This window comes from Micromonospora sp. NPDC005174 (assembly GCF_040608495.1).
Classification (GTDB): Bacteria; Actinomycetota; Actinomycetes; order Mycobacteriales; family Micromonosporaceae; genus Micromonospora.
In genome coordinates, this window is the sequence record NZ_JBEXIJ010000035.1 from 1 (window position 1) to 19,475 (window position 19,475).

Consider the following 19,475-nt stretch of genomic DNA (forward strand, 5'->3'; position numbering starts at 1 on the left):
CCACACCGCCACCAGCAGCGACACCACAAACCCGAAGTCCAGCAAGAAATCAACGAATCCTCGACCACGCCGCACAGGTTAAAGATCAAGCTAGTTGACGCTCTCCGGGCGGTCGAGGAAGTGCAGCCGCGCCCGCTTGTCCGGCAGCTCGATCACCGGGCCGGCCCGGAACCCGCTGCGCCGCAGCCGGCGGAGCATCCGGTCGTTGCGCACGTCCGGCTCCATCACGACGCGCCGCCGCCCCGGCTCGGCGAAGACGAACTCCAGGACCGCCCTGAACAACGCGCCGGTGAAGCCCGGCTCGGCGGTGACCGTGGGCCCGACGAGCAGGTGGACGCCGACGTCGCCGGGGCGCACCTCGTAGCAGCCGCCGACCGGATCGGCCCCGGGCTCGTACGTCTGCGTCAGCGCCGCCGGCACACCGTCGCGGTGCACCAGGTACGCGTGGTGGGTGGTCAGCGAATCCAGGTACGCGTAGATCTCGTGCACCCGCTCACGGCTGGCGTCGCGCATTCCCCAGAACCGGGCCCGGTCCATCGTGACCCAGCCGTGCAGCAGGTCGGCGTCCTCGTCGGGGCGTACCGGCCGGATGGTGACCACCCCGAACCCGGGGACGTCGCGCCGATGGTGCTGTCCGTCAGTGCTCATCCCGCTCCTCGGTGAGGCGGTCCCAGTCGGTGGTCACCGGCAGCAGCTCACCGGTCAGCCACGCGGACTGCTGGTCGTCGTGGTGCTCGTCGCCGGGCACCCCACTGGCACCCAACGGGACCACCCACCGGCTGTCCTGCCGCCGGGCCAGGTCCCAGACGAAACGCGCGGCGGGCCCTCGGAAGCATCCGTGGGTGACCCCGGGAACGCTCGACGTGGCCAGCACGCAGTCGTGGTCGCCGTCGAGCCGTGGGCCGGGCGTGGCGTCCGGGTCGGGCAGGGCCCGCCACGCCGCCAGCCGGTGCAGGTCACCCCAGCGCATCGTGCGGTCCGCCGTGCCGGCGACCTCCTCGGCCGCCGCGCGCACCACCGCCGCGGTGTCGACGCCGGGCAGCGGGGCCGCGCCGAGCAGGTGCTCCAGCGCGTAGCCGACCCGCGGGGTCAGCGCCAACCAGGGCGCGAACACCTCGGGGTACGCGGGCGGCTCGGCCAGCGCCGCCAGGGCTGGGTGTGCGGCGATCCGGCGTACGACGGCGGCCCGCAGGAGGGCGAAGTCGGCGGCGTCGGTGCTGTCCGCGTCCATCCGCCGGTCCCAGCGCAGCAGCCGGTCCCGGAGCGCGGCGGCGGCCGGACCGAGCCCGGCACTCCTGTCGAGCACCGCCAGCAGCGCGTCCGCCGAGCCGAGGTACGTGTCGGTGTGGATCGTGGCCATGTCCCCGACCGTGAGGTTCCGGCTGGCGTCGAGCAGTTCGGCGATCCGGCGCGCGCGGTGCGGTGGTGCGAACTCGACGCCGAGCGGCGCCGCCAGAGCGCTCGCGTTGGCCATCACCGCCCGGTCGGTCACCTCGGCGCGGGGCATCGGCGCGTACCAGCCACGCCAGGCGTACGCGGCCTCCCAGGCGGGGACCGGACGCCGGCCGTTGTCCGGGTGCCGCAGCGGCACCGCGCCGGCGACGCGGTGCAGCAGGCCCCCGGCGGTGTCCGCCGCCTGCACCACGTTCACGGGCTCGACCCAGTGCCGCAGGGCATCGTCCACATCGGACACCGTGCGGGCACGCAGCAGCTCCGGTAACGCCGCGAAGCCCAGCTCGCGGCGGACCCGGGGCGGGTAGCGCAGGCTCAGCGCGGCGTCGTCCCCTGGCCCGCCGGCGATCACCGGCCCTCGTTCGGTCTCCACCACCTCGACCGGGACCGGGTCCGCGCCGGCCACCTCGATCGTCTCGACGTGGACGGACGCCTCCTGCCAGCCGTCCGGACCGAGGGCCAGGATCCCGGCGTCGTGCCGGCGCAGCCGCTCGACGTAGACGTCCTGGTAGTCGGCCATCGCGTTGGTGATCGCCCACGCCACCGCGCCGGTGTGGCCGAAGTGCGGGATGCCCGGCACTCCCGGCACCGCCAGCCCCAGCACGTCGTACTCCGGGCAGGCCAGCCGGATCTGCTGGTAGACGCCCGGGTCCTCGAGGATCCGGTGCGGGTCGCCGGCGAGCAGCGCGGCTCCGCTGGCGGTGCGCGAACCGGCGAGCAGCCACCCGTTGCTGCCGGCGACGGCCGGTCCGTCGACGGCGAAGGCCTCGGCCGCCGCCGGGCCGAGGTGCCGCGCGACGTGCTCGCGCCAGAGCTTGCTCGGGAACCCCGCGAAGAGGATGTGGTGCCCCAGCCACACCGCGAGCGGCGTCCACGGCTCCCACCGGCCCGGGGTCAACCCGGTGGCGGCGAACTCCGGCGCTCGGGCCGCGCCGGCGGCGAGACCGGCGTTGACCCCGGCCACGTACGCGCCCACCCACTCGGCGGTCGCCGGGTCCAGGTTGGCGTGACAGCGGCGGGCGGTGTCGTCCAGCCGTACCTGCCGGGCGAAGCGGTCCCAACCGAGCGCGTCGACGCCGAGGAAGGCCGCGCTGGTGCCCTGCGACCGGTGCCGCTCCACCTCGATCTGCCACGCCCGGTCGTACGCGGTCACCCGGCCCTGCGCCGTCGCGAGGGCGAGCGGGTCGTCCGCGCGTATGTGCGGCACGCCCCACGGGTCGCGGAACAGCCGCGTCGTCATGCGGGCTCGGTCGCTCGCCGGCGGGCGGCCGGGACGACCAGCGGGGTGCCGGTCTCCGGGTCGTCGATCACCCGGCAGGGCAGCCCGAACACCTCGGCGACCAGGTCGGCGGTCACCACGTCGCGCGGGTCGCCGGCGGCCACCACCCGACCGTCGCGCATGGCGATGAGGTGGGAGGCGTACCGGGCGGCGTGGTTGAGGTCGTGCAGCACCGCGACCAGCGTGCGGCCCTGCTCCTCGTGCAGCCGGGCACACAGGTCCAGGATCTCGATCTGGTGGGCGATGTCGAGGTACGTGGTCGGCTCGTCGAGCAGCAGCAGCGGTGTCTGCTGGGCCAGCGCCATCGCGATCCAGACGCGCTGCCGCTGGCCGCCGGACAGCTCGTCCACCGGCCGGTCCGCGAGGTCGGCGACCCCGGTGGCGGCCATCGACTCGTCGACGATCCGCTCGTCCTCGCGCGACCACTGCCGCAGCAGACCCTGGTGAGGGTAGCGACCCCGGGCGACCAGCTCGGCGACGCCGATCCCGTCCGGCGCGATCGACGTCTGCGGCAGCAGGCCGAGGGTGCGGGCGACCTTGCGGGCGGGCTGGTCGTGGATGTCCCGGCCGTCCAGCAGTACCGCTCCGGCGCTCGGGCGCAGCATCCGCGACAGCGCGCGCAGGAGCGTCGACTTGCCGCACGCGTTCGGACCGATGATCACCGTGAACGAGCGGTCGGGCACCGCCACGGTCAGGTCCTCGGAGATGGTGCGCCGGTCGTAGGCGAGGGTCAGCGCGGTGCCGCCGAGGCGGGAGGTCATGGGTGCTCCTTGTCCAGGGGTGTTCACAGCCGGCCCGCCCGGCGTTCGACGGCCAGCAGCCAGACCAGGTAGCCGCCGCCGAGCACGCCGGTCACCACGCCGACCGGGAGTTGGTGCCCGGTGAACGCGCGCTGGGCCACCAGGTCGGCGCCGACCAGCAGCGCCGCGCCGACCGCCATCGAGGGCAGCAGGTTCGGCCCGGGCGCACGGGTCAGCCGCTTGGCGACGTGCGGCGCGACGAGCGCGACGAACGACACGGGACCGGCCGCCGCCGCCGCGAACGACACCAGCAGCACCGCCGCGGCGAGCAGCACCAGGCGCATCCCCCGTACCGGCACACCGAGCGCGCTCGCCGTGTCGTCGCCCAGCTCCATCATCCGCAGCGCCGGGGCGCAGCCGACGAGCACGAGCGGCGTCAGCACGGCGGTGACGGCCAGCAGCGGCCCGGCGTTGGCCCAGCCCCGCCCGTCCAGGCTGCCGGTGAGCCACAGCACCGCCCGGGCGGCGTCCATCAGCGGGGCCCGGGTCAGCAGGTAGCCGTTGACGCCGGTGAGGATCGCGGCGACGCCGATGCCGACCAGCACGAGCCGGTAGCCGTGCACGCCGCGTCGCCACGCGAGCGCGTAGATCACCAGGCCGGTGCCGAGCCCGCCGACGACCGCCGCGCCGGCCAGGGCCAGGCTGCCGCCGCCGAGGACGACCACCACCAGCGCGCCGGTCGACGCGCCCTGGGTGAAGCCGAGGATGTCCGGGCTGCCCAGCGGGTTGCGGACCAGCGACTGGAACAGCGTGCCGCCCAGCGCCAGCGCCGCGCCGACCAGCAGGGCCGTGACCAACCGCGGCAGGCGCAGCTCGGTCACGATGAACTGCTCCGCCACGCTCCCGCCGCCGGTCAGGGTGCGCAGCACGTCGGTCGGGCCCATCGGGTAGTCGCCGCTGCCCATCGCGACCAGGGAGAGCCCGGCGGCGAGCAGCGTCGCGCCGACACCGACGGCCAGGGCCCGGGGGCGGAACCGCACCGACAACCCACCGGGGGTACGGATGACCGCGCTCACGGGTGGGCCACCCGTGAACGGCTGACCAGCCAGAGGAACAGCGGACCGCCCAGCACGGCGGTGACCATGCCGACCTGGAGTTCACCCGGGCGGCCGAGCACCCGGCCCAGCACGTCGGCGCCGAGCAGGAGGACCGGCGCGAGCACCGCGCAGTACGGCAGCAGCCAGCGCAGATCGGGCCCGGTGAGCGCGCGTACCAGGTGCGGCACGAGAAGTCCGACGAAGACGATGGGACCGCAGGCGGCGGTCGCCGCGCCGCAGAGCAGGGTGACCGCGACGATCACGGCGGCCCGGATCACGGCCGGGCGGGCGCCCAGGGCCCGGGCCGCGTCGTCGCCGAGCGCGAGGGCGTTCAGCGGACGGGCCGCGCCGAGGGCGACCAGCAGGCCGACCAGGATGAACGGCGTCACCCGGGCCACCGTCGCGGCGTCGGCGCTGGCCAGCGAGCCGACCGTCCAGAACCGCAACCGGTCCAGCGAGGCGGTGTCCAGCAGCATGACCGCGCTGACGAACGAGTAGAGGGTGGCGTTGAGCGCCGCGCCGGCCAGCGCGAGGCGGGCCGGGGTGGCGCCCCGTCCGCCGCCAACGGCGTAGACCAGCGCGGTGACCAGGGCCGCGCCGAGCAGCGCGAACCAGACGTACCCGCCGATGGCCGTGACGCCCAGGAAGGCGGCGGCGGTGGCCACGGCGGCGGACGCCCCGGCGTTGATGCCGAGCAGCCCGGGGTCGGCGAGGGGATTGCGGGTGAGGGCCTGCATCACGGCACCGGCCACGCCGAGCGCCGTGCCGGCGAGCAGCCCGAGCAGGGTGCGGGGCAGGCGCATCCGGTGCACCACGGCGTACTCGGTCGCGTCGCGGTGCAGCAGCCCGGACCAGACGTCGGCGAGCGGCAACGACTTCGCGCCCACCGCGATGCTGAGCACCAGGATCACGCCGAGCAGCGCCACGGCGGCGAGCAGTCCGGCGGCGCGGGCCGCATGGCGTCGCTTCGGAACGGGTGCCGCCGGCGCGTCGGGCACCGAGGGTGCCGGTGCGGTGACGGTGGGTGTGGCGTCCAGTGTGGGCTCCGGGAGTGTGGCGACACGGCGAACCGCTGTTGACAATGACCGAGGTTAGGCTAACCTAACCCCGCTGTCCCGGTCGACCCCGGCCTTCCCTTGATCGAAAGACGACACCATGCCCGATGCACTGTCCGCCCGTCGCCTCTCCCGTCGTGGCCTGCTGGCCGCTGGCGGTGCCGCCACGCTGGCCGCGCTGCTCGCCGGCTGCGGCAAGGACGATGCCGCCAAGCCTGCGGGCAGCGACAACGCCGCTGGCCCCTGGTCGTTCACCGACGACCGCACCAAGAAGGTCGAAGCGCCGGCCCGCCCGGCACGCGTGGTGGCCTTCACCGGTGTGGCGGCAGCCCTGGTCGATTTCGGTCTCGACAAGCAGCTCGTCGGCGTGTTCGGCGAGACCAAGCGCGCCGACGGCACGAAGGACCCACAGGCCGGCGACCTGAACGTCGAGACCGTCGAGATCCTCGGCAACGCCTGGGGCGAGTTCAGCCTGGAGAAGTACGCGGCCCTGCGTCCCGAGCTGCTGGTCACGCACATGTACGACCCGGACGCCCTGTGGTACGTGCCGGACGAGAGCAAGGACAAGATCCTGCCGCTCGCGCCCAGCGTGGCGATCACCACCGCCCGGGTGCCGATGACCAAGCCCATCGAGCGGTACGCCGCGCTGGCGGAGTCGCTCGGGGCCGACCTGTCGGCCAAGAAGGTCACCGACGCGAAGGCCCGCTTCGACGCCGCCTCCGACGCCGTCCGCCAGGCCGTCAAGGCCAACCCGGGCATCAGGGTGATGGCCTGCTCCGGCAGCCCCGACCTGTTCTACGTGTCCAACCCCAAGGTCAGCACCGACCTCATGTACTTCGCCGAGCTGGGCGTCGACATCGTGGTGCCGACCAAGCTGGAGGCCGGCGACTACTTCGAGGCGCTGAGCTGGGAGAACGCCGGCAAGTTCCCCGCCGACCTGATCCTGCTGGACAACCGCAGCACCGCGCTGCAGCCCAAGGACCTCACCGCCAAGCCGACCTGGGCGCAGCTCCCCGCCGTCCGGGCCAACCAGGTGACCCCGTGGGACGCGGTGCCCCGCTTCTCGTACGCCGGTGCCGCGCCACTGCTGGAGAACCTCGCCACCGCCATCCGGAACGCGAAGAAGGTCGGCTGACACCATGAGCACGAGCGTCGTCGAACCCGTAGCCCTGCAGTACCGCTTCTTCGCCGCGCACGTCGTGCGGGCCCGTCGGGTCGGCGCCTCGCTGATCCGGGTCACCTTCGGCGGCGCGGAGCTGGTCGACTTCGCCGGCGGCGGCCGGGACCAGAGCGTCTCGCTGTTCCTGCCGCACCCGGGCCAGGACGCCCCGGTCGTCCCGGTCGAGCGCGGCGAGGACTGGTTCGGCGCGTGGCGGGCCCTGCCGCCGGATGTCCGCGCGGTCATGCGCTCGTACACCATTCGGGAACACCGTTCGACGGTCGGCGAGGTGGACATCGACTTCGTCGGCCACGGCGGCACCGGTCCCGCCTCCCGGTGGGCCAGCCTGGCGGTGTCCGGTGACCAGGTGCTGCTGCTCGGCCCGGCGGTCTACGACAACCGCAGCGTCTGCTTCCGCCCACCGGACGACACCGACCTCGTGGTGCTGGCCGCCGACGAGACGGCGCTGCCGGCCACCGCCGGAATCCTTGCCTGGCTGCCCGCCGGCACCCGGGTCCGCGCCTGGATCGAGGTCCCGGACGCCGCCGACATCACCGAGCTGCCCACCGAGGCCGACGCGGAGATCCGCTGGATCGTGCGCGGCAGCACCGCCCCCGGCAGCGACCTGCTGGTCAGTGCGCTGCGCGCCGCCCGGCTTCCCGCCGCCACGCCGTACGCCTGGATCGCCGGCGAGTCCGGTGTGGTGCGGTCGCTGCGCCGGCACCTGGTCGGCGAGCGCGGCTTCGACCGTCGACGGGTGACCTTCGCCGGCTACTGGCGGCGTGGGCTCTCCGAGGAGGACCTGCGCGCCGAGGTGCTGGCCGGCGCCACCGCCTGACCGGCGATACCACCCAACGCAGCACGGCCCCCGGCGCGCGGACGCGCCGGGGGAGGGTTCCGGCTGCCCATCGTCAGAACGTGGAAGGACATCCCGTGACCGTGCCGACGTACCCCGGTGAGACCGACAGGCCCTCGCCGACCGGAGCGCAGGCCGCTCCACAAGCGACCGGAGCGTCGGCCGCGGCGCGGGCGCACCTGCTGCACGACGGTTCCGTCGAGCAGTACCGGCGGGCCATCGCCGACGGCGTCGACCGGGTCGCCCGCCGGGTGGCCACGGTGGACCGGCCCGCGACCGGCGTCGCCCCGGCCGAGCTGGCTCCGCTTGTCGACGGCGTCGACCTGGACCGGCCCCTGGGCGACGCCGGCGCGGCCCTGGACGAGCTGGAGAGCGTCTACCTCCGCGACGCGGTCTGGTTCCACCACCCCCGCTACCTGGCGCACCTCAACTGCCCGGTGGTCATCCCGGCGCTGCTCGGCGAGGCGGTGCTCAGCGCCGTGAACTCCTCCCTGGACACCTGGGACCAGAGCGCCGGCGCGACCCTCATCGAACGTCGGCTGATCGACTGGACCGCCGACCGGATCGGCCTCGGCCCGGACGCCGACGGCGTGTTCACCAGCGGAGGCAGCCAGTCCAACCTCCAGGCGCTGCTGCTGGCGCGGGAGGAGGCGTGCGCCGAGGCAACCCCGGCGGCACGTCTGGAGCTGCTGCCCCGGCTGCGCGTGCTCACCTCCGTCGCCGGGCACTTCAGCGTCCAGAAGTCCGCCAAGCTCCTCGGTCTCGCCCCGGACGCGGTGATCGCGGTGCCCACCGACGCGCGGCGGCGCATCCAGCCCGCCGCCGTCCGCGAGGAGATCGCCCGGTGCCGGGCGGCCGGACTGGTCCCGATGGCCGTCGTCGGCACCGCCGGCACCACCGACTTCGGCTCCATCGACCCGCTCGCGGAGCTGGCCGAGGTCTGCGCGGCGGACGGCGTCTGGCTGCACGTCGATGCCGCGTACGGCTGCGGGCTGCTCGTCTCGCCGACGCGCCGGCACCTGCTCGACGGCATCGAGCGGGCCGACTCGGTGACCGTCGACTACCACAAGTCGTTCTTCCAGCCGGTCAGCTCCAGCGCGCTGCTGGTCCGCGACCGGCGGACGCTGCGGCACGCCACCTACCACGCCGACTACCTCAACCCGGCGCGGATGGTGGAGCAGCAGATTCCCAACCAGGTCGACAAGAGCCTGCAGACGACCCGCCGTTTCGATGCGCTCAAGCTCTGGCTGACGCTGCGGGTGATGGGCCCGGACGCGCTCGGCGCGCTCTTCGACGAGGTGGTCGACCGGGCGGCGGATGCCTGGCAGCTCGTCAGCGAGGACCCACGCTTCGAGGTGGTGACCCAGTCGCAGTTGAGCACAGTGGTCTTCCGCTACCTGCCCACCGGCCCGGCCCGCGAGCTGGCCGACGCCGCGAACCTGCACGCCCGGGAGGCGCTGGCCGCGTCCGGCCTCGCCGTGGTCGCCGGCACTCGCGTGGACGGCCGGCACTTCCTCAAGTTCACACTGCTCAACCCCGCCACGACCGTCGACGACATCGGCCACGTGCTCGAACTGATCGCCGGCCACGCCGGGCGGTACGTGCGGGACACCATCGCGGCCGACCTGACCTGCCCCGTCGGCTGACCCCGAACCCGCGCCTGGAGAACAAGATGTCCACCCACGATTTCGTCGCCATCGGGCTCGGCCCGTACAACCTGGGCCTGGCCTGTCTCACCGCGCCGATCGACGAGCTGGACGGGGTGTTCCTGGAGGCTCGGGCCAGCCTCGCCTGGCACCCCGGCATGCTGCTGGAGTCGGCCCGGTTGCAGACCCCGTTCATCGCCGACCTGGTCAGCCTCGCCGACCCCACCTCGCCGTACTCGTTCCTCAACTACCTCAAGGAGATCGGCCGGCTCTACCCGTTCTACATCCGGGAGAGCTTCTACCCGCTGCGCAGTGAGTACGACGCGTACTGCCGGTGGGCGGCGGCGAAGCTGCCGAACGTGCGCTTCGGCCAGACGGTGACCACCGTCGAGTACGACAGCGCCGACGAGCGGTACGTGGTGCGGGCCACCACCGGCGGGTCCGAGACCGCCGAGTACCGGGCCCGGCACCTGGTGCTCGGCACCGGCACGCCGCCGCACCTGCCGGCGGCCGTCGCCGAGCTGCCCGGGGACGCCGTGCACAACTCGCGCTACCTGGAGCACCGGGACGCGCTGCGGGCCAAGCGCAGCATCACCGTCGTGGGCAGCGGGCAGAGCGCCGCCGAGATCTACCACGACCTGCTCGGCGACATCGACAGGTACGGCTACCAGCTCAACTGGGTCACCCGCTCGCCCCGGTTCTTCCCGCTGGAATACACCAAGCTGACGCTGGAGATGACCTCACCGGACTACGTGGACTACTTCCACGCGCTACCGGAGGAGACCCGCTACCGGCTGGAATCCGAGCAGAAGGGCCTGTTCAAGGGGATCAACGCCGACCTGATCAACGACATCTTCGACCTGCTCTACGCGCACAGCGTCCACGGCCCGGTGAACACCCGGCTGATCACCAACACCGAACTGGTCGACGCCGCGTACCGCGACGGCGAGTACACGCTCGGGTTGCGACACGTCGAGCAGGAGCGGGACTTCACCCTGCGCACCGAGGGTCTGGTCCTGGCCACCGGCTACCACTACCGGGTGCCGACGTTCCTCGAACCGGTCCGCGACCGCATCCGCTGGGACGCGCACGGCCGCTTCGACGTGGCCCGCAACTACAGCATCGACCACGACGGGCGGGGCATCTTCCTGCAGAACGCGGGCACCCACACGCACAGCATCACCTCGCCCGACCTGGGCATGGGCGCGTACCGCAACTCCTGGATCATCCGCGAACTGCTCGGCCGGGAGCACTACCCGATCGAGAAGGGCATCACCTTCCAGGAGTTCGGAGCGGTCTCGTGAGCGTCGTCTTCACCCGCGTCGACGACGGGCTCGGTGAGTTCGCCCTGCGTACCCTCGATCCGGAGGCCGACGCCGCGCTCCTGCACCGTTGGGTGACCCACCCGAGGTCGGCGTTCTGGCTGATGCAGGACGCCGACGAGGCGCAGGTCGTCGAGGAGTACCGGCGCATCGCCGCGCACCCGCACCACGACGCGTACCTCGGTCTGTGGCGGGGCAGCCCGGCCTTCCTGGCCGAGCGCTACGACCCGGCGCACGTCGAACTGGTCGGCCTCTACGACCACCAACCCGGTGACGTCGGCATGCACTTCCTCTGCGCGCCCGCGGGCACTCCCGTGCACGGCTTCACCCGCGCGGTGATCCGTACCGTCATGGCGTGGCTCTTCGCCGACCCGGCCACCGGGCGCGTGATGGTCGAGCCGGACGTGCACAACACCGCCGTGCACGCGCTGAACGCCGTCGTCGGCTTCGAGGTCGTCGGCCCGGTCACCAAGCCGGAGAAGGAGGCGCTGCTCAGCGCCTGCACCCGCGCCCAGTTCCTGGCCGCCACCGAGCCGGCCACCGCCACCGCAGAAGAAGGAGTCCCGGCGTGACCACCACCGCCGTCCCCACCTCGCCGACCGTCGCCGGCCCGGCCACCCCGGGCGACCCCGTCGCGCACCTCACCCCGCAGCGCTGGGCGCGGGCCAACCGGATGCTGGTCCGCAAGGCGCTCGCCGAATTCACCCACGAGCGGCTGCTCACCCCGGCGCCCGTGCCGGGCCCCGACGACCGCCAGTGGTACGAGGTCCGCAGCGACGACGGCACCGTCACCTACCGGTTCGCCGCCCGGGTGCTCGCCCTGGCCCACTGGCAGATCGACGCCGACAGCATCACCCGACACCGCGACGGCACGTCGGTGCCACCCGACGCGGTGGACCTGATCGTCGAGCTGCGCGGCACCCTCGGGCTCTCCGCGCGGGTGCTCCCGGTCTATCTGGAGGAGATCACCTCCACCCTCGCCGGTACGGCGTACAAGCTGTCCCAGGGTGCGCCGAGCGCCGCCGACCTGGCCGGGGCCGACTTCCAGACCATCGAGACATCCATGACCGAGGGCCACCCCTGCTTCGTGGCCAACAACGGCCGGCTCGGCTTCGGCGTCGACGAGTACCACCGCTACGCCCCGGAGACCGCCACGCCGGTACGCCTGGAGTGGCTGGCCGCCCACCGCGACCACTCGACGTTCAGCAGCGCCACCGACCTCGACTACGACGCGCTCATCGCCGGCGAGCTGGATGCCGACACCCGAGCCCGGTTCGCGGCCACGATGACCGGCCTCGGCCTCGACCTCGCCGACTACCACCTCATCCCGGCGCACCCGTGGCAGTGGTGGAACAAGCTGGCCGTCACGTTCGCGGGGGAGTTGGCCGAACGCCGGCTGGTGCACCTCGGCCCCGGTCCCGACTCGTACCTGGCGCAGCAGTCCATCCGTACCTTCTTCAACGTCACCGAGCCCGGCCGGCACTACGTCAAGACCGCGCTGTCGGTGCTGAACATGGGCTTCATGCGCGGGCTGTCGGCGGCGTACATGGCCGCCACCCCCGCCATCAACGACTGGCTGGCCGACCTGATCGCCGGCGACGAGGTGCTGACCGGCACGGGCCTGACCGTCATCCGGGAGCGGGCCGCGATCGGTTACCGGCACCGGCAGTACGAGGCGGCCACCGAGCGGACCTCCCCGTACCGCAAGATGCTCGCCGCGCTGTGGCGGGAGAGCCCGGTGCCGAATCTGGCCCCGGGGGAGCGACTGTCCACGATGGCCGCGCTGCTGCACGTCGACGACGACGGCGGCTCGCTGGCGGCGGCGCTGATCGACCGGTCGGGCCTCGCGCCCGAGGTGTGGCTGCGCCGCTACCTGGACGCCTACCTGACTCCGCTGCTGCACAGCTTCTACGCCCACGACCTGGCCTTCATGCCGCACGGCGAGAACGTCATCCTGGTCCTCGACGAGCACCACACCGTCCAGCGGGTGATCTTCAAGGACATCGCCGAGGAGATCGCGGTGTTGAGCGCCGACGTCGAGTTGCCGGCCGAGGTGGAGCGCATCCGCGTGGACGTGCCCGACGACACCAAGCTGCTGACGATCTTCACCGACGTGGTCGACTGCTTCCTGCGCCACCTCAACGCCGTCCTCGTCGAGGCCGGGGTGCTCACCGAGGATGCCTTCTGGGGCACGGTGGCGGCCTGCGCCGCGGACTACTTCGAGCGGGTGCCGCACCTCGCCGAGCGCGTACGCCACTACGACCTGTTCGCCCCCGAGTTCGCGCTGTCCTGCCTCAACCGCCTCCAGCTCCGCGACAACCAGCAGATGATCGACCTGGCCGACCCGTCGGCCGCCCTGCAGTTCGTCGGCACCCTCACGAATCCGCTGGCCCCGCACGCCCCGGCCCGCTGAACACGGCGGATGTACGCGTGCCCGCGCGGTGGACGCCGCCGCGCGGGCCTGGCCGGCCTACCGGTAGTCGGCGAAGATCCGGCGCTCCACGCCGTCGACGGTCACCGGGCCGCCGTGGGGGAGGATCCACTGCGGTCTGGTGTGGCCGAACGGAACGCCGACGCAGACGACCGCCTCGGGGTTGTAGCGGCGCACCACGTCGACGACGATGTCGCGCTGCTGCTCGCGTAGGCCGGCCCGTTCCTCGGCCGTGGGTCTGCGGGTGAAGTCGGAGACCGGGGGACGGGCGGCCAGGAGACCGCGTTCACCCAGCGCGCGGACGATCCAGCCGACCTCGCGCGCGGGCAAAAGCTCCTCCGATGTCTCGATGATCAGCACACCGCCGTGCAGGATCTCCGGCGAGAACGGGAAACGTCCCGCCGTGAGGGTCCACTGGAGGACCTCCAGGCAGCCACCCCAGGTGGGGCCGGTGACCGCGCGGCGCGGGCCGTGCCAACTCCACGGCTCGGTCGGCTCGCGTTCCCCGTACGACTGCAACGCCCGCGGCGAAGGATGGCGACAGGACCGCGATGCGGTCGCCGGGACGCGCCTTCGGGGGACGAACAAGATCGTGCTTCATCCCGGGATTCCATCAGCGACACCCGTCGGCGCGCACCCCGTTTCGGGGGCTGGTGTTATCGATAACACGAGGCGATCAGCCATCCCACCCTCTCCTCGTCGGACCTGATCTCCCTGCTCAGAACAGGTGCACAGCGAGCTGTAATAGTTAGAACCTTGAATTCGTGCGCCATCGAGCCGTAACATGCCGAACACGGATGTGAACGCTAACGTTCGGACCCCTGCATCCTGCCGAGCCCGTCCCGCCCGGTTGTCGTCCCATCGCCGGTAGCGCTCATTTGGAGGTCCCATGTCGTCCCTGCCCCTCAGCCGACGCCGCGTATTGCAGGCGGCCGGCGCCACCGCCGTGCTCTCCGCGACCGGCGCCACGACGCTCGGCGCGGGCCCTGCCGCCGCCGCGGTGGTGCCGCCAGCGCGGGCGGACATCGGCGTCGCCGCCTACGCCTTCGACCCCGGTCAGGTGCGACTGACCAGCGGCCGTTGGTTCGACAACCAGAACCGTACGTTGAACTACCTGCGCTTCGTCGACGTCGACCGCATGCTCTACAACTTCCGCGCCAACCACCGGCTGTCCACGAACGGCGCTGCCACCAACGGTGGGTGGGACGCGCCGAACTTCCCATTCCGCACCCACATGCAGGGGCACTTCCTGACCGCGTGGTCCCATGCCTATGCGGTGCTGGGCGACACCACCTGCCGGGACAAGGCGAACTACATGGTCGCCGAGATGGCCAAGTGCCAGGCGAACAACGGCGCGGCCGGCTTCTCGGCCGGCTATCTGTCCGGCTTCCCGGAGTCGGACTTCGCCGCGCTCGAGGCGCGGACGCTGTCCAACGGCAACGTGCCCTACTACTGCATCCACAAGACGCTCGCCGGCCTGCTCGACGTGTGGCGTTACACCGGCAACACCCAGGCCCGTACGGTGCTGCTGGCCCTCGCCGGCTGGGTCGACACCCGCACGTCCCGGCTCAGCTCCAGCCAGATGCAGTCGATGCTGGGCACCGAGTTCGGCGGCATGAACGACGTGCTGACGGACGTCTACCAGATGACCGGTGACAGCCGGTGGCTCACGACGGCCCAGCGGTTCGACCACGCCGCGGTGTTCAACCCCCTGGCCAACAACCAGGACCAGCTCAACGGTCTGCACGCCAACACGCAGGTGCCCAAGTGGATCGGCGCCGCCCGCGAGTTCAAGGCGACGGGGACCACCCGCTACCGGGACATCGCCAGCAACGCGTGGAACATCACCGTGGGCGCGCACTCCTACGTGATCGGTGGCAACAGCCAGGCCGAGCACTTCCGGGCGCCCAACGCGATAGCCGGGTACCTGAGCAACGACACCTGCGAGCAGTGCAACACCTACAACATGCTCAAGCTGACCCGCGAGCTGTGGCTGCTCGACCCGAACCGGGTCGACTACTTCGACTTCTACGAGCGCGCGATGATCAACCACCTGATCGGCGCGCAGAACCCGGCCGACAGTCGCGGTCACATCACCTACTTCACCCCGCTCAAGCCCGGCGGACGGCGGGGCGTGGGCCCGGCGTGGGGCGGCGGCACCTGGAGCACCGACTACAACTCGTTCTGGTGCTGCCAGGGCACCGGCCTGGAGATCAACACGAAGTTGATGGACTCGGTCTACTTCTACAACGGCACGACCCTGACGGTGAACCTCTTCGTGCCGTCGGAGCTGAACTGGTCGCAGCGCGGCATCACGGTCACCCAGAGCACCACGTACCCCGTGAGCGACACCACCACCCTCACGCTCTCCGGCACGATGAGTGGCTCGTGGAGCATCCGGGTGCGCATCCCGGCGTGGACGAGCGGCGCGACCATCAGCGTCAACGGTGTGGCGGAGTCCGTCACCACGACGCCGGGCAGCTACGCCACCATCACCCGCACCTGGGCCGCCGGCGACACCGTCACCGTTCGACTGCCGATGCGGGTGGTCATGCGGGCCGCGAACGACAATCCCAGCGTCGCCGCCGCCACGTACGGCCCGAGTGTGCTCTGCGGCAACTACGGCAACACCACGCTCAACGCGTTGCCGTCCCTCGTGGTCTCGTCGGTCGCGCGGACGAGCACCAGCTCGCTCGCGTTCACCGCCACCGCGAACGGGTCCACCGTCAACCTCGCGCCGTTCCAGGACGCCCACGGCTACAACTACACGGTCTACTGGAACACCAGCGGCAGCAGCGGTGGAGGCAGCTACCGGCTGGTCAACGTCGGCAGCGGGATGGTCCTGGGCATCCAGAACATGTCCACCGCCGACGGCGGGCTCGCTCTGCAGTGGGACGACAGCGGCACCGCCGACCACAACTGGGTCATGATCACCGACGGCAGCGCCGTCCGGTTCCGCAACGTCAACAGCGGCAAGGTCCTCGGTGTGGAGAACATGTCCACGGCCGACAACGCCCGCGTCCTGCAGTGGTCGGACAACGGCACCGCCGACCACCGGTGGACCCTCGTCGACAACGGCGACGGCACCTACAAGATCCGCAACGTCAACAGCGGCAAGCTGCTCGGCATCCTGAACAACTCGACCGCTCGTGGCGCGCAGGCCGTGCAGGACCCGGACAACGGCAGCGCGGACAACCGCTGGCGGTTGGTGGCGAACGCCTAGACGGCGGGACTGGCCCACCCTGCCACCATGTCGAGGAGCGGTATACCTCAGAGGAATATTTATTCCTCTGAGGTATACCGCTCACCACCGCTTCCGCCCCCGAACGAGGTGACCGACGGTGACCGCGCTCAGTCGGCTGCTCCCGCGCGCCGGAACGCGCGGGCCAGCTCGGTCAGGTCGAGACCCTCGAAGTGGCGCAGGAACCGTCGACGTACGGCCGCCAGGTGGCTGGGCCAGGACTCCTGAAGGCGGGCGAAGCCCGCGTCGGTGAGCACCGCGTTCCAGCCGCGGGCGTCCTCCTCGCACCGTTCCCGCTTGACCAGCCCCTGGCTCTCCAGCCGGATGATCGTCCGGGTCATGCCGCTCAGCGAGAGATAGCAGGCCGTGGCGAGTTCGTGCATCCGCATCCGTCGGTCCGGGGCCTCGGAGAGGTTCATCAGGGCGGTGTACTCGGTCAGCGGCAGCTGGCGATCACCGACCATGTCGGCGTCGATCGTGCGTGGCACCACGTACATCACCTGGCCCAGGGCGCGGACCAGCGCCTCCTCGTCGGGTTCGAGGGGTCGCAGAGCCTCGGGGCGGGGATCGGGCATTCCGCAAGCATAGTTGCTTGATTGAGCAATTGCTTACTCAGCGTGTGAGCACGGTCATGGGAAGCCCATTTGCTTGACGAAGCAAGGAGAGGCTAGCGTTCCCGCGTCAGGTTCGGACAACAACCGAAAGGCGCAGCCATGACCAGGATCGGGATCATCCTCGGAAGCACCCGCCCGGGGCGTAACGGCGAAGCCGTCGCCCGCTGGGTCCACGAAATCGCCCAGCAGCGCACCGACGCGCAGTTCGAGCTGATCGACCTGCTCGACTACAAGCTGCCGCACCTCGACGAGGCGATGCCGCCGGCGATGGGTCAGTACAGCCAGCCGCACACGCAGCGCTGGGCCGAGACCATCGCGTCGTTTGACGGTTTCGTGATGGTGACGCCGGAGTACAACCACTCGACCTCGGGCGTCCTGAAGAACGCCATCGACTTCCTCTACAACGAGTGGAACAACAAGGCCGTCGGGTTCGTCAGCTACGGCTCCCTCGGTGGCGCCCGCGCCGTCGAGCACCTACGCCTGATCGCCGGTGAGCTGCAGATGGCCGACGTGCGCTCGCAGGTCGCGCTCTCGCTCTACACCGACTTCGAGAACTTCAGCACCTTCAAGCCCGGCGACCAGCACCTGCAGGCGCTGACCACCACCCTGGACCAGGTCGTGGCCTGGAGCGCCGCTCTCGCGCCGCTGCGCCAGGGCTGACCCTTCCCGGTACGCCTCGAGACGGCCGCGGGACTCGCTCCCGCGGCCGTCGGCGTACCCACCGCCGGCGTCGCGCACGATAGCCTCGGCGAGATGAGCAACGCGCCCCGGCTGGCCCGGGCCCCGCTGTGGCGGGACCGCTCCTTCGGCACGTACTGGATCGCACAGTCGCTCTCCGCGGCGGGCGACGCGTTCGCCTACCTGGCGGTGCCACTGCTGGTGTTGCAGGCGACCGGATCGGTGGCGCAGATGGGCCTGCTCACCGCCGTCGCGGGCGCGGCGTCCGTGGCGGCCGGCGTCTTCGGCGGGGTGCTGGTCGACAGGTACGACCGCCGTACGCTGATGATCGTCGCGGACCTGGTCCGGCTGGTCCTCTACGGTCTCGTGCCCCTCGTCTGGCTCGCCGGCCCGCGCGTGTGGCTCCTCTTCGTCGTGCTGCCGATCTGCGAGGCGGCCGGCATGCTGTTCCAGGTCGCGGCGGTGACCGCCGTCCGCAATCTCGTCGACGCCGACCGGATCACCGAGGCCAACGGCCGGCTCCAGGCGACGTTCGCGGCCACCGCCGTCCTCGGGCCGCTGCTCGCCGGAGTGGTGTCGGCCCGCTTCGGCCCGGCCACCGCCATCGCCGTCAACGCGGCGAGCTTCGCGCTCTCGGCTGCCGGCCTGCGGCTGGTCCGGCTGCGCGCCGCCCGGCCAGCAGACGCCCCGGAGGTGCCCCGGGGCAGCCCGCTGGCCGAGTTCCTGGCCGGAGCGCGGTTCCTGTGGCGACAGCCCGTGCTCCGCGCGCTGACCGTCCTGCTGTCGGTGTTCGTCTTCCTGGTCTACGGCTTCACCGACGTGCTGATCTACCACGTGACACACGACCTCGGCGGGAGCGAGGGGACGGTCGGCACCGTACTCGGCCTGGCGGCGCTGGGCACTGTCGCCGGGGCGCTGCTGGTGGCCCCGCTGCGTCGTCGGCGCGGCTTCGGCACGACGTGGATCGGCGCGCACGCCGTCTGCGGGTTCGCGGTGGCGGGCGTCGGCGCGGCGACGACGGTGCCGGCGGTCACCGCCCTGACCGCCGTGTACCTGTGCTGCCTCAGCATCGGCGGGATCTGCTCGATGTCACTGCGCCAGGAGATCACTCCCGACCATCTGCTCGGCCGGGTCACCTCGGCGTTCTGGAGCACGCACTACGCTCTCGGGCCGGCCGGCGCGGCGATCATGACCTGGACGGCCGGCCGGTACGGCGTACCGGCGGTGGCGCTCGTCGCCGGAGCGGGTTGCCTGCTGGTGGCGGTCGGCGGGCTGTTCACCCCGATCCGCCGCGCGGGCACCGAGCCGGCCGCCGACCCACGCGGGCTCGGACCGACACCGGCCGTGGGCACGACCGGCGGCTGAGGCGCGTTGCCGGCGGGGGAGTCAGAACTCCAGGTACATGACGTGCAGGCCGACCCGGCCGAGGGTCCGGTGGCGGAACGCGCCCGGCACGGTGCCGACCACGTCGAAGCCCTCGCGCCGGTACAGCTCGACCGCCGTCCGGTTCGTCTCCACCACGGCGTTGAACTGCATGCCGGCGTACCCCTGGTCGCGCGCCCAGGTCAGGGCGTCGCGGCACAGCGCGGTGCCCACGCCTTGGCCACGCGCGTCGGCGGCGACCAGGAAGCTGGCGGTGGAGACGTGCGCGCCGGGCCCGGGCCGATTGGCGCCCATCTTCGCGCTTCCGAGCACCCGCCCGCCGTCCACCGCGACGACGGTCCGCCCGGGCGGGGTCTCCACCCAGATGTCGTACGCCTCGTCAGCGGTCATCCGGGGGTCGTAGGTGAAGGTCTCCTGTGCCCGGATGACGTCCTCGACGATCGGCCACACCTGCGACCAGTCCTGGTCGGTGAACGTACGGATCAACACTGGCGCAGGCTACGCAGGACGGGCTGGCGGAGC

16 protein-coding genes and 1 pseudogene are annotated in these 19,475 nt (G+C 72.0%); 9 read left to right on the forward strand and 8 right to left on the reverse strand.

Annotated features, from left to right (window positions below; genetic code table 11):
• Nucleotides 1–90 precede the first annotated feature (90 nt).
• Genes ABZU91_RS27935 through ABZU91_RS27955 form a run of 5 tightly spaced genes read right to left on the reverse strand, consistent with a single transcriptional unit; the run spans nucleotide 91 to nucleotide 5,494 of the window.
• On the reverse strand, nucleotides 91–648 hold the full coding sequence (locus ABZU91_RS27935; RefSeq protein WP_355246591.1) for a GNAT family N-acetyltransferase: 558 nt from the start codon (nucleotides 646–648) through the stop codon (nucleotides 91–93).
• Nucleotides 638–2,692, reverse strand: a complete 2,055-nt coding sequence (locus tag ABZU91_RS27940) for a penicillin acylase family protein (RefSeq protein ID WP_355246594.1) — start codon at nucleotides 2,690–2,692, stop codon at nucleotides 638–640. Before ABZU91_RS27940 ends, ABZU91_RS27935 begins: the two co-directional genes overlap by 11 nt.
• Nucleotides 2,689–3,492, reverse strand: a complete 804-nt coding sequence (locus ABZU91_RS27945) for an ABC transporter ATP-binding protein (RefSeq protein WP_355246596.1) — start codon at nucleotides 3,490–3,492, stop codon at nucleotides 2,689–2,691. The genes ABZU91_RS27940 and ABZU91_RS27945 overlap by 4 nt, the downstream gene beginning before the upstream one ends.
• 23 nt (nucleotides 3,493–3,515) lie before the next feature.
• Complete coding sequence (locus ABZU91_RS27950) at nucleotides 3,516–4,547, reverse strand: iron chelate uptake ABC transporter family permease subunit (protein ID WP_355246599.1); 1,032 nt, start codon at nucleotides 4,545–4,547, stop codon at nucleotides 3,516–3,518.
• The gene (locus ABZU91_RS27955; protein WP_355246760.1) at nucleotides 4,544–5,494 is read right to left on the reverse strand and encodes an iron chelate uptake ABC transporter family permease subunit; all 951 of its coding nucleotides are present in this window, start codon (nucleotides 5,492–5,494) and stop codon (nucleotides 4,544–4,546) included. Before ABZU91_RS27955 ends, ABZU91_RS27950 begins: the two co-directional genes overlap by 4 nt.
• A 229-nt stretch (nucleotides 5,495–5,723) precedes the next feature.
• On the opposite strand from ABZU91_RS27955, the gene ABZU91_RS27960 reads away from it, so the two are divergent.
• From ABZU91_RS27960 to ABZU91_RS27985, 6 genes are all read left to right on the forward strand, one after another.
• Nucleotides 5,724–6,758, forward strand: a complete 1,035-nt coding sequence (locus ABZU91_RS27960) for an ABC transporter substrate-binding protein (protein ID WP_355246602.1) — start codon at nucleotides 5,724–5,726, stop codon at nucleotides 6,756–6,758.
• A 4-nt stretch (nucleotides 6,759–6,762) separates the two neighbouring features.
• On the forward strand, nucleotides 6,763–7,620 hold the full coding sequence (locus tag ABZU91_RS27965; RefSeq protein WP_355246605.1) for a siderophore-interacting protein: 858 nt from the start codon (nucleotides 6,763–6,765) through the stop codon (nucleotides 7,618–7,620).
• A gap of 95 nt (nucleotides 7,621–7,715) precedes the next feature.
• Nucleotides 7,716–9,284: an aspartate aminotransferase family protein gene (locus tag ABZU91_RS27970; protein WP_355246607.1), complete on the forward strand. Its 1,569-nt coding sequence runs from the start codon at nucleotides 7,716–7,718 to the stop codon at nucleotides 9,282–9,284.
• Nucleotides 9,285–9,310: 26 nt separating this feature from the next.
• Complete coding sequence (locus ABZU91_RS27975) at nucleotides 9,311–10,588, forward strand: lysine N(6)-hydroxylase/L-ornithine N(5)-oxygenase family protein (RefSeq protein WP_355246610.1); 1,278 nt, start codon at nucleotides 9,311–9,313, stop codon at nucleotides 10,586–10,588.
• Entirely contained in the window at nucleotides 10,585–11,178 is a 594-nt protein-coding gene (locus ABZU91_RS27980) for a GNAT family N-acetyltransferase (RefSeq protein WP_355246613.1), read from the forward strand. Before ABZU91_RS27975 ends, ABZU91_RS27980 begins: the two co-directional genes overlap by 4 nt.
• A gap of 101 nt (nucleotides 11,179–11,279) precedes the next feature.
• Entirely contained in the window at nucleotides 11,280–13,019 is a 1,740-nt protein-coding gene (locus ABZU91_RS27985) for an IucA/IucC family siderophore biosynthesis protein (RefSeq protein WP_355246763.1), read from the forward strand.
• Nucleotides 13,020–13,076: 57 nt separating this feature from the next.
• Here ABZU91_RS27985 and ABZU91_RS27990 read toward each other — a convergent pair.
• Nucleotides 13,077–13,565: pseudogene (locus tag ABZU91_RS27990) on the reverse strand (LD-carboxypeptidase); the annotation flags it as partial.
• A 361-nt stretch (nucleotides 13,566–13,926) separates the two neighbouring features.
• On the opposite strand from ABZU91_RS27990, the gene ABZU91_RS27995 reads away from it, so the two are divergent.
• On the forward strand, nucleotides 13,927–16,260 hold the full coding sequence (locus ABZU91_RS27995; protein WP_355246616.1) for a beta-L-arabinofuranosidase domain-containing protein: 2,334 nt from the start codon (nucleotides 13,927–13,929) through the stop codon (nucleotides 16,258–16,260).
• 128 nt (nucleotides 16,261–16,388) lie between these two features.
• Here ABZU91_RS27995 and ABZU91_RS28000 read toward each other — a convergent pair whose 3' ends face one another.
• Nucleotides 16,389–16,853 carry a MarR family transcriptional regulator gene (locus ABZU91_RS28000; RefSeq protein ID WP_355246618.1) on the reverse strand — a complete coding sequence of 155 codons (465 nt, stop codon included), beginning with the start codon at nucleotides 16,851–16,853 and terminating at the stop codon, nucleotides 16,389–16,391.
• 138 nt (nucleotides 16,854–16,991) lie between these two features.
• Here ABZU91_RS28000 and ABZU91_RS28005 point away from each other — a divergent pair, with 138 nt between their 5' ends.
• Both ABZU91_RS28005 and ABZU91_RS28010 read left to right on the forward strand, forming a co-directional pair.
• Nucleotides 16,992–17,552, forward strand: coding sequence for an NAD(P)H-dependent oxidoreductase (locus ABZU91_RS28005; protein ID WP_355246621.1), 561 nt, complete (start codon nucleotides 16,992–16,994; stop codon nucleotides 17,550–17,552).
• 93 nt (nucleotides 17,553–17,645) lie between these two features.
• A complete protein-coding gene (locus ABZU91_RS28010; RefSeq protein ID WP_355246624.1) occupies nucleotides 17,646–18,935 on the forward strand; it encodes an MFS transporter in 1,290 nt (429 codons plus the stop codon).
• Nucleotides 18,936–18,956: 21 nt separating this feature from the next.
• Here ABZU91_RS28010 and ABZU91_RS28015 read toward each other — a convergent pair whose 3' ends face one another.
• A complete protein-coding gene (locus tag ABZU91_RS28015; RefSeq protein ID WP_355246627.1) occupies nucleotides 18,957–19,442 on the reverse strand; it encodes a GNAT family N-acetyltransferase in 486 nt (161 codons plus the stop codon).
• Nucleotides 19,443–19,475 lie beyond the last annotated feature (33 nt).

Excerpts from the sequence above, each read along its gene's own strand:
- ABZU91_RS27985 (WP_355246763.1), top strand. The coding sequence starts at position 11,280 with ATGCTGGTCCGCAAGGCGCTCGCCGAATTCACCCACGAGCGGCTGCTC.
- ABZU91_RS27975 (WP_355246610.1), top strand. The coding sequence starts at position 9,311 with ATGTCCACCCACGATTTCGTCGCCATCGGGCTCGGCCCGTACAACCTG.
- ABZU91_RS27995 (WP_355246616.1), top strand. The coding sequence starts at position 13,927 with ATGTCGTCCCTGCCCCTCAGCCGACGCCGCGTATTGCAGGCGGCCGGC.
- ABZU91_RS28010 (WP_355246624.1), top strand. The coding sequence starts at position 17,646 with ATGAGCAACGCGCCCCGGCTGGCCCGGGCCCCGCTGTGGCGGGACCGC.
- ABZU91_RS27940 (WP_355246594.1), bottom strand. The coding sequence starts at position 2,692 with ATGACGACGCGGCTGTTCCGCGACCCGTGGGGCGTGCCGCACATACGC.
- ABZU91_RS28000 (WP_355246618.1), bottom strand. The coding sequence starts at position 16,853 with ATGCCCGATCCCCGCCCCGAGGCTCTGCGACCCCTCGAACCCGACGAG.
- ABZU91_RS27960 (WP_355246602.1), top strand. The coding sequence starts at position 5,724 with ATGCCCGATGCACTGTCCGCCCGTCGCCTCTCCCGTCGTGGCCTGCTG.
- ABZU91_RS27965 (WP_355246605.1), top strand. The coding sequence starts at position 6,763 with ATGAGCACGAGCGTCGTCGAACCCGTAGCCCTGCAGTACCGCTTCTTC.
- ABZU91_RS27935 (WP_355246591.1), bottom strand. The coding sequence starts at position 648 with ATGAGCACTGACGGACAGCACCATCGGCGCGACGTCCCCGGGTTCGGG.
- ABZU91_RS27945 (WP_355246596.1), bottom strand. The coding sequence starts at position 3,492 with ATGACCTCCCGCCTCGGCGGCACCGCGCTGACCCTCGCCTACGACCGG.
- ABZU91_RS28005 (WP_355246621.1), top strand. The coding sequence starts at position 16,992 with ATGACCAGGATCGGGATCATCCTCGGAAGCACCCGCCCGGGGCGTAAC.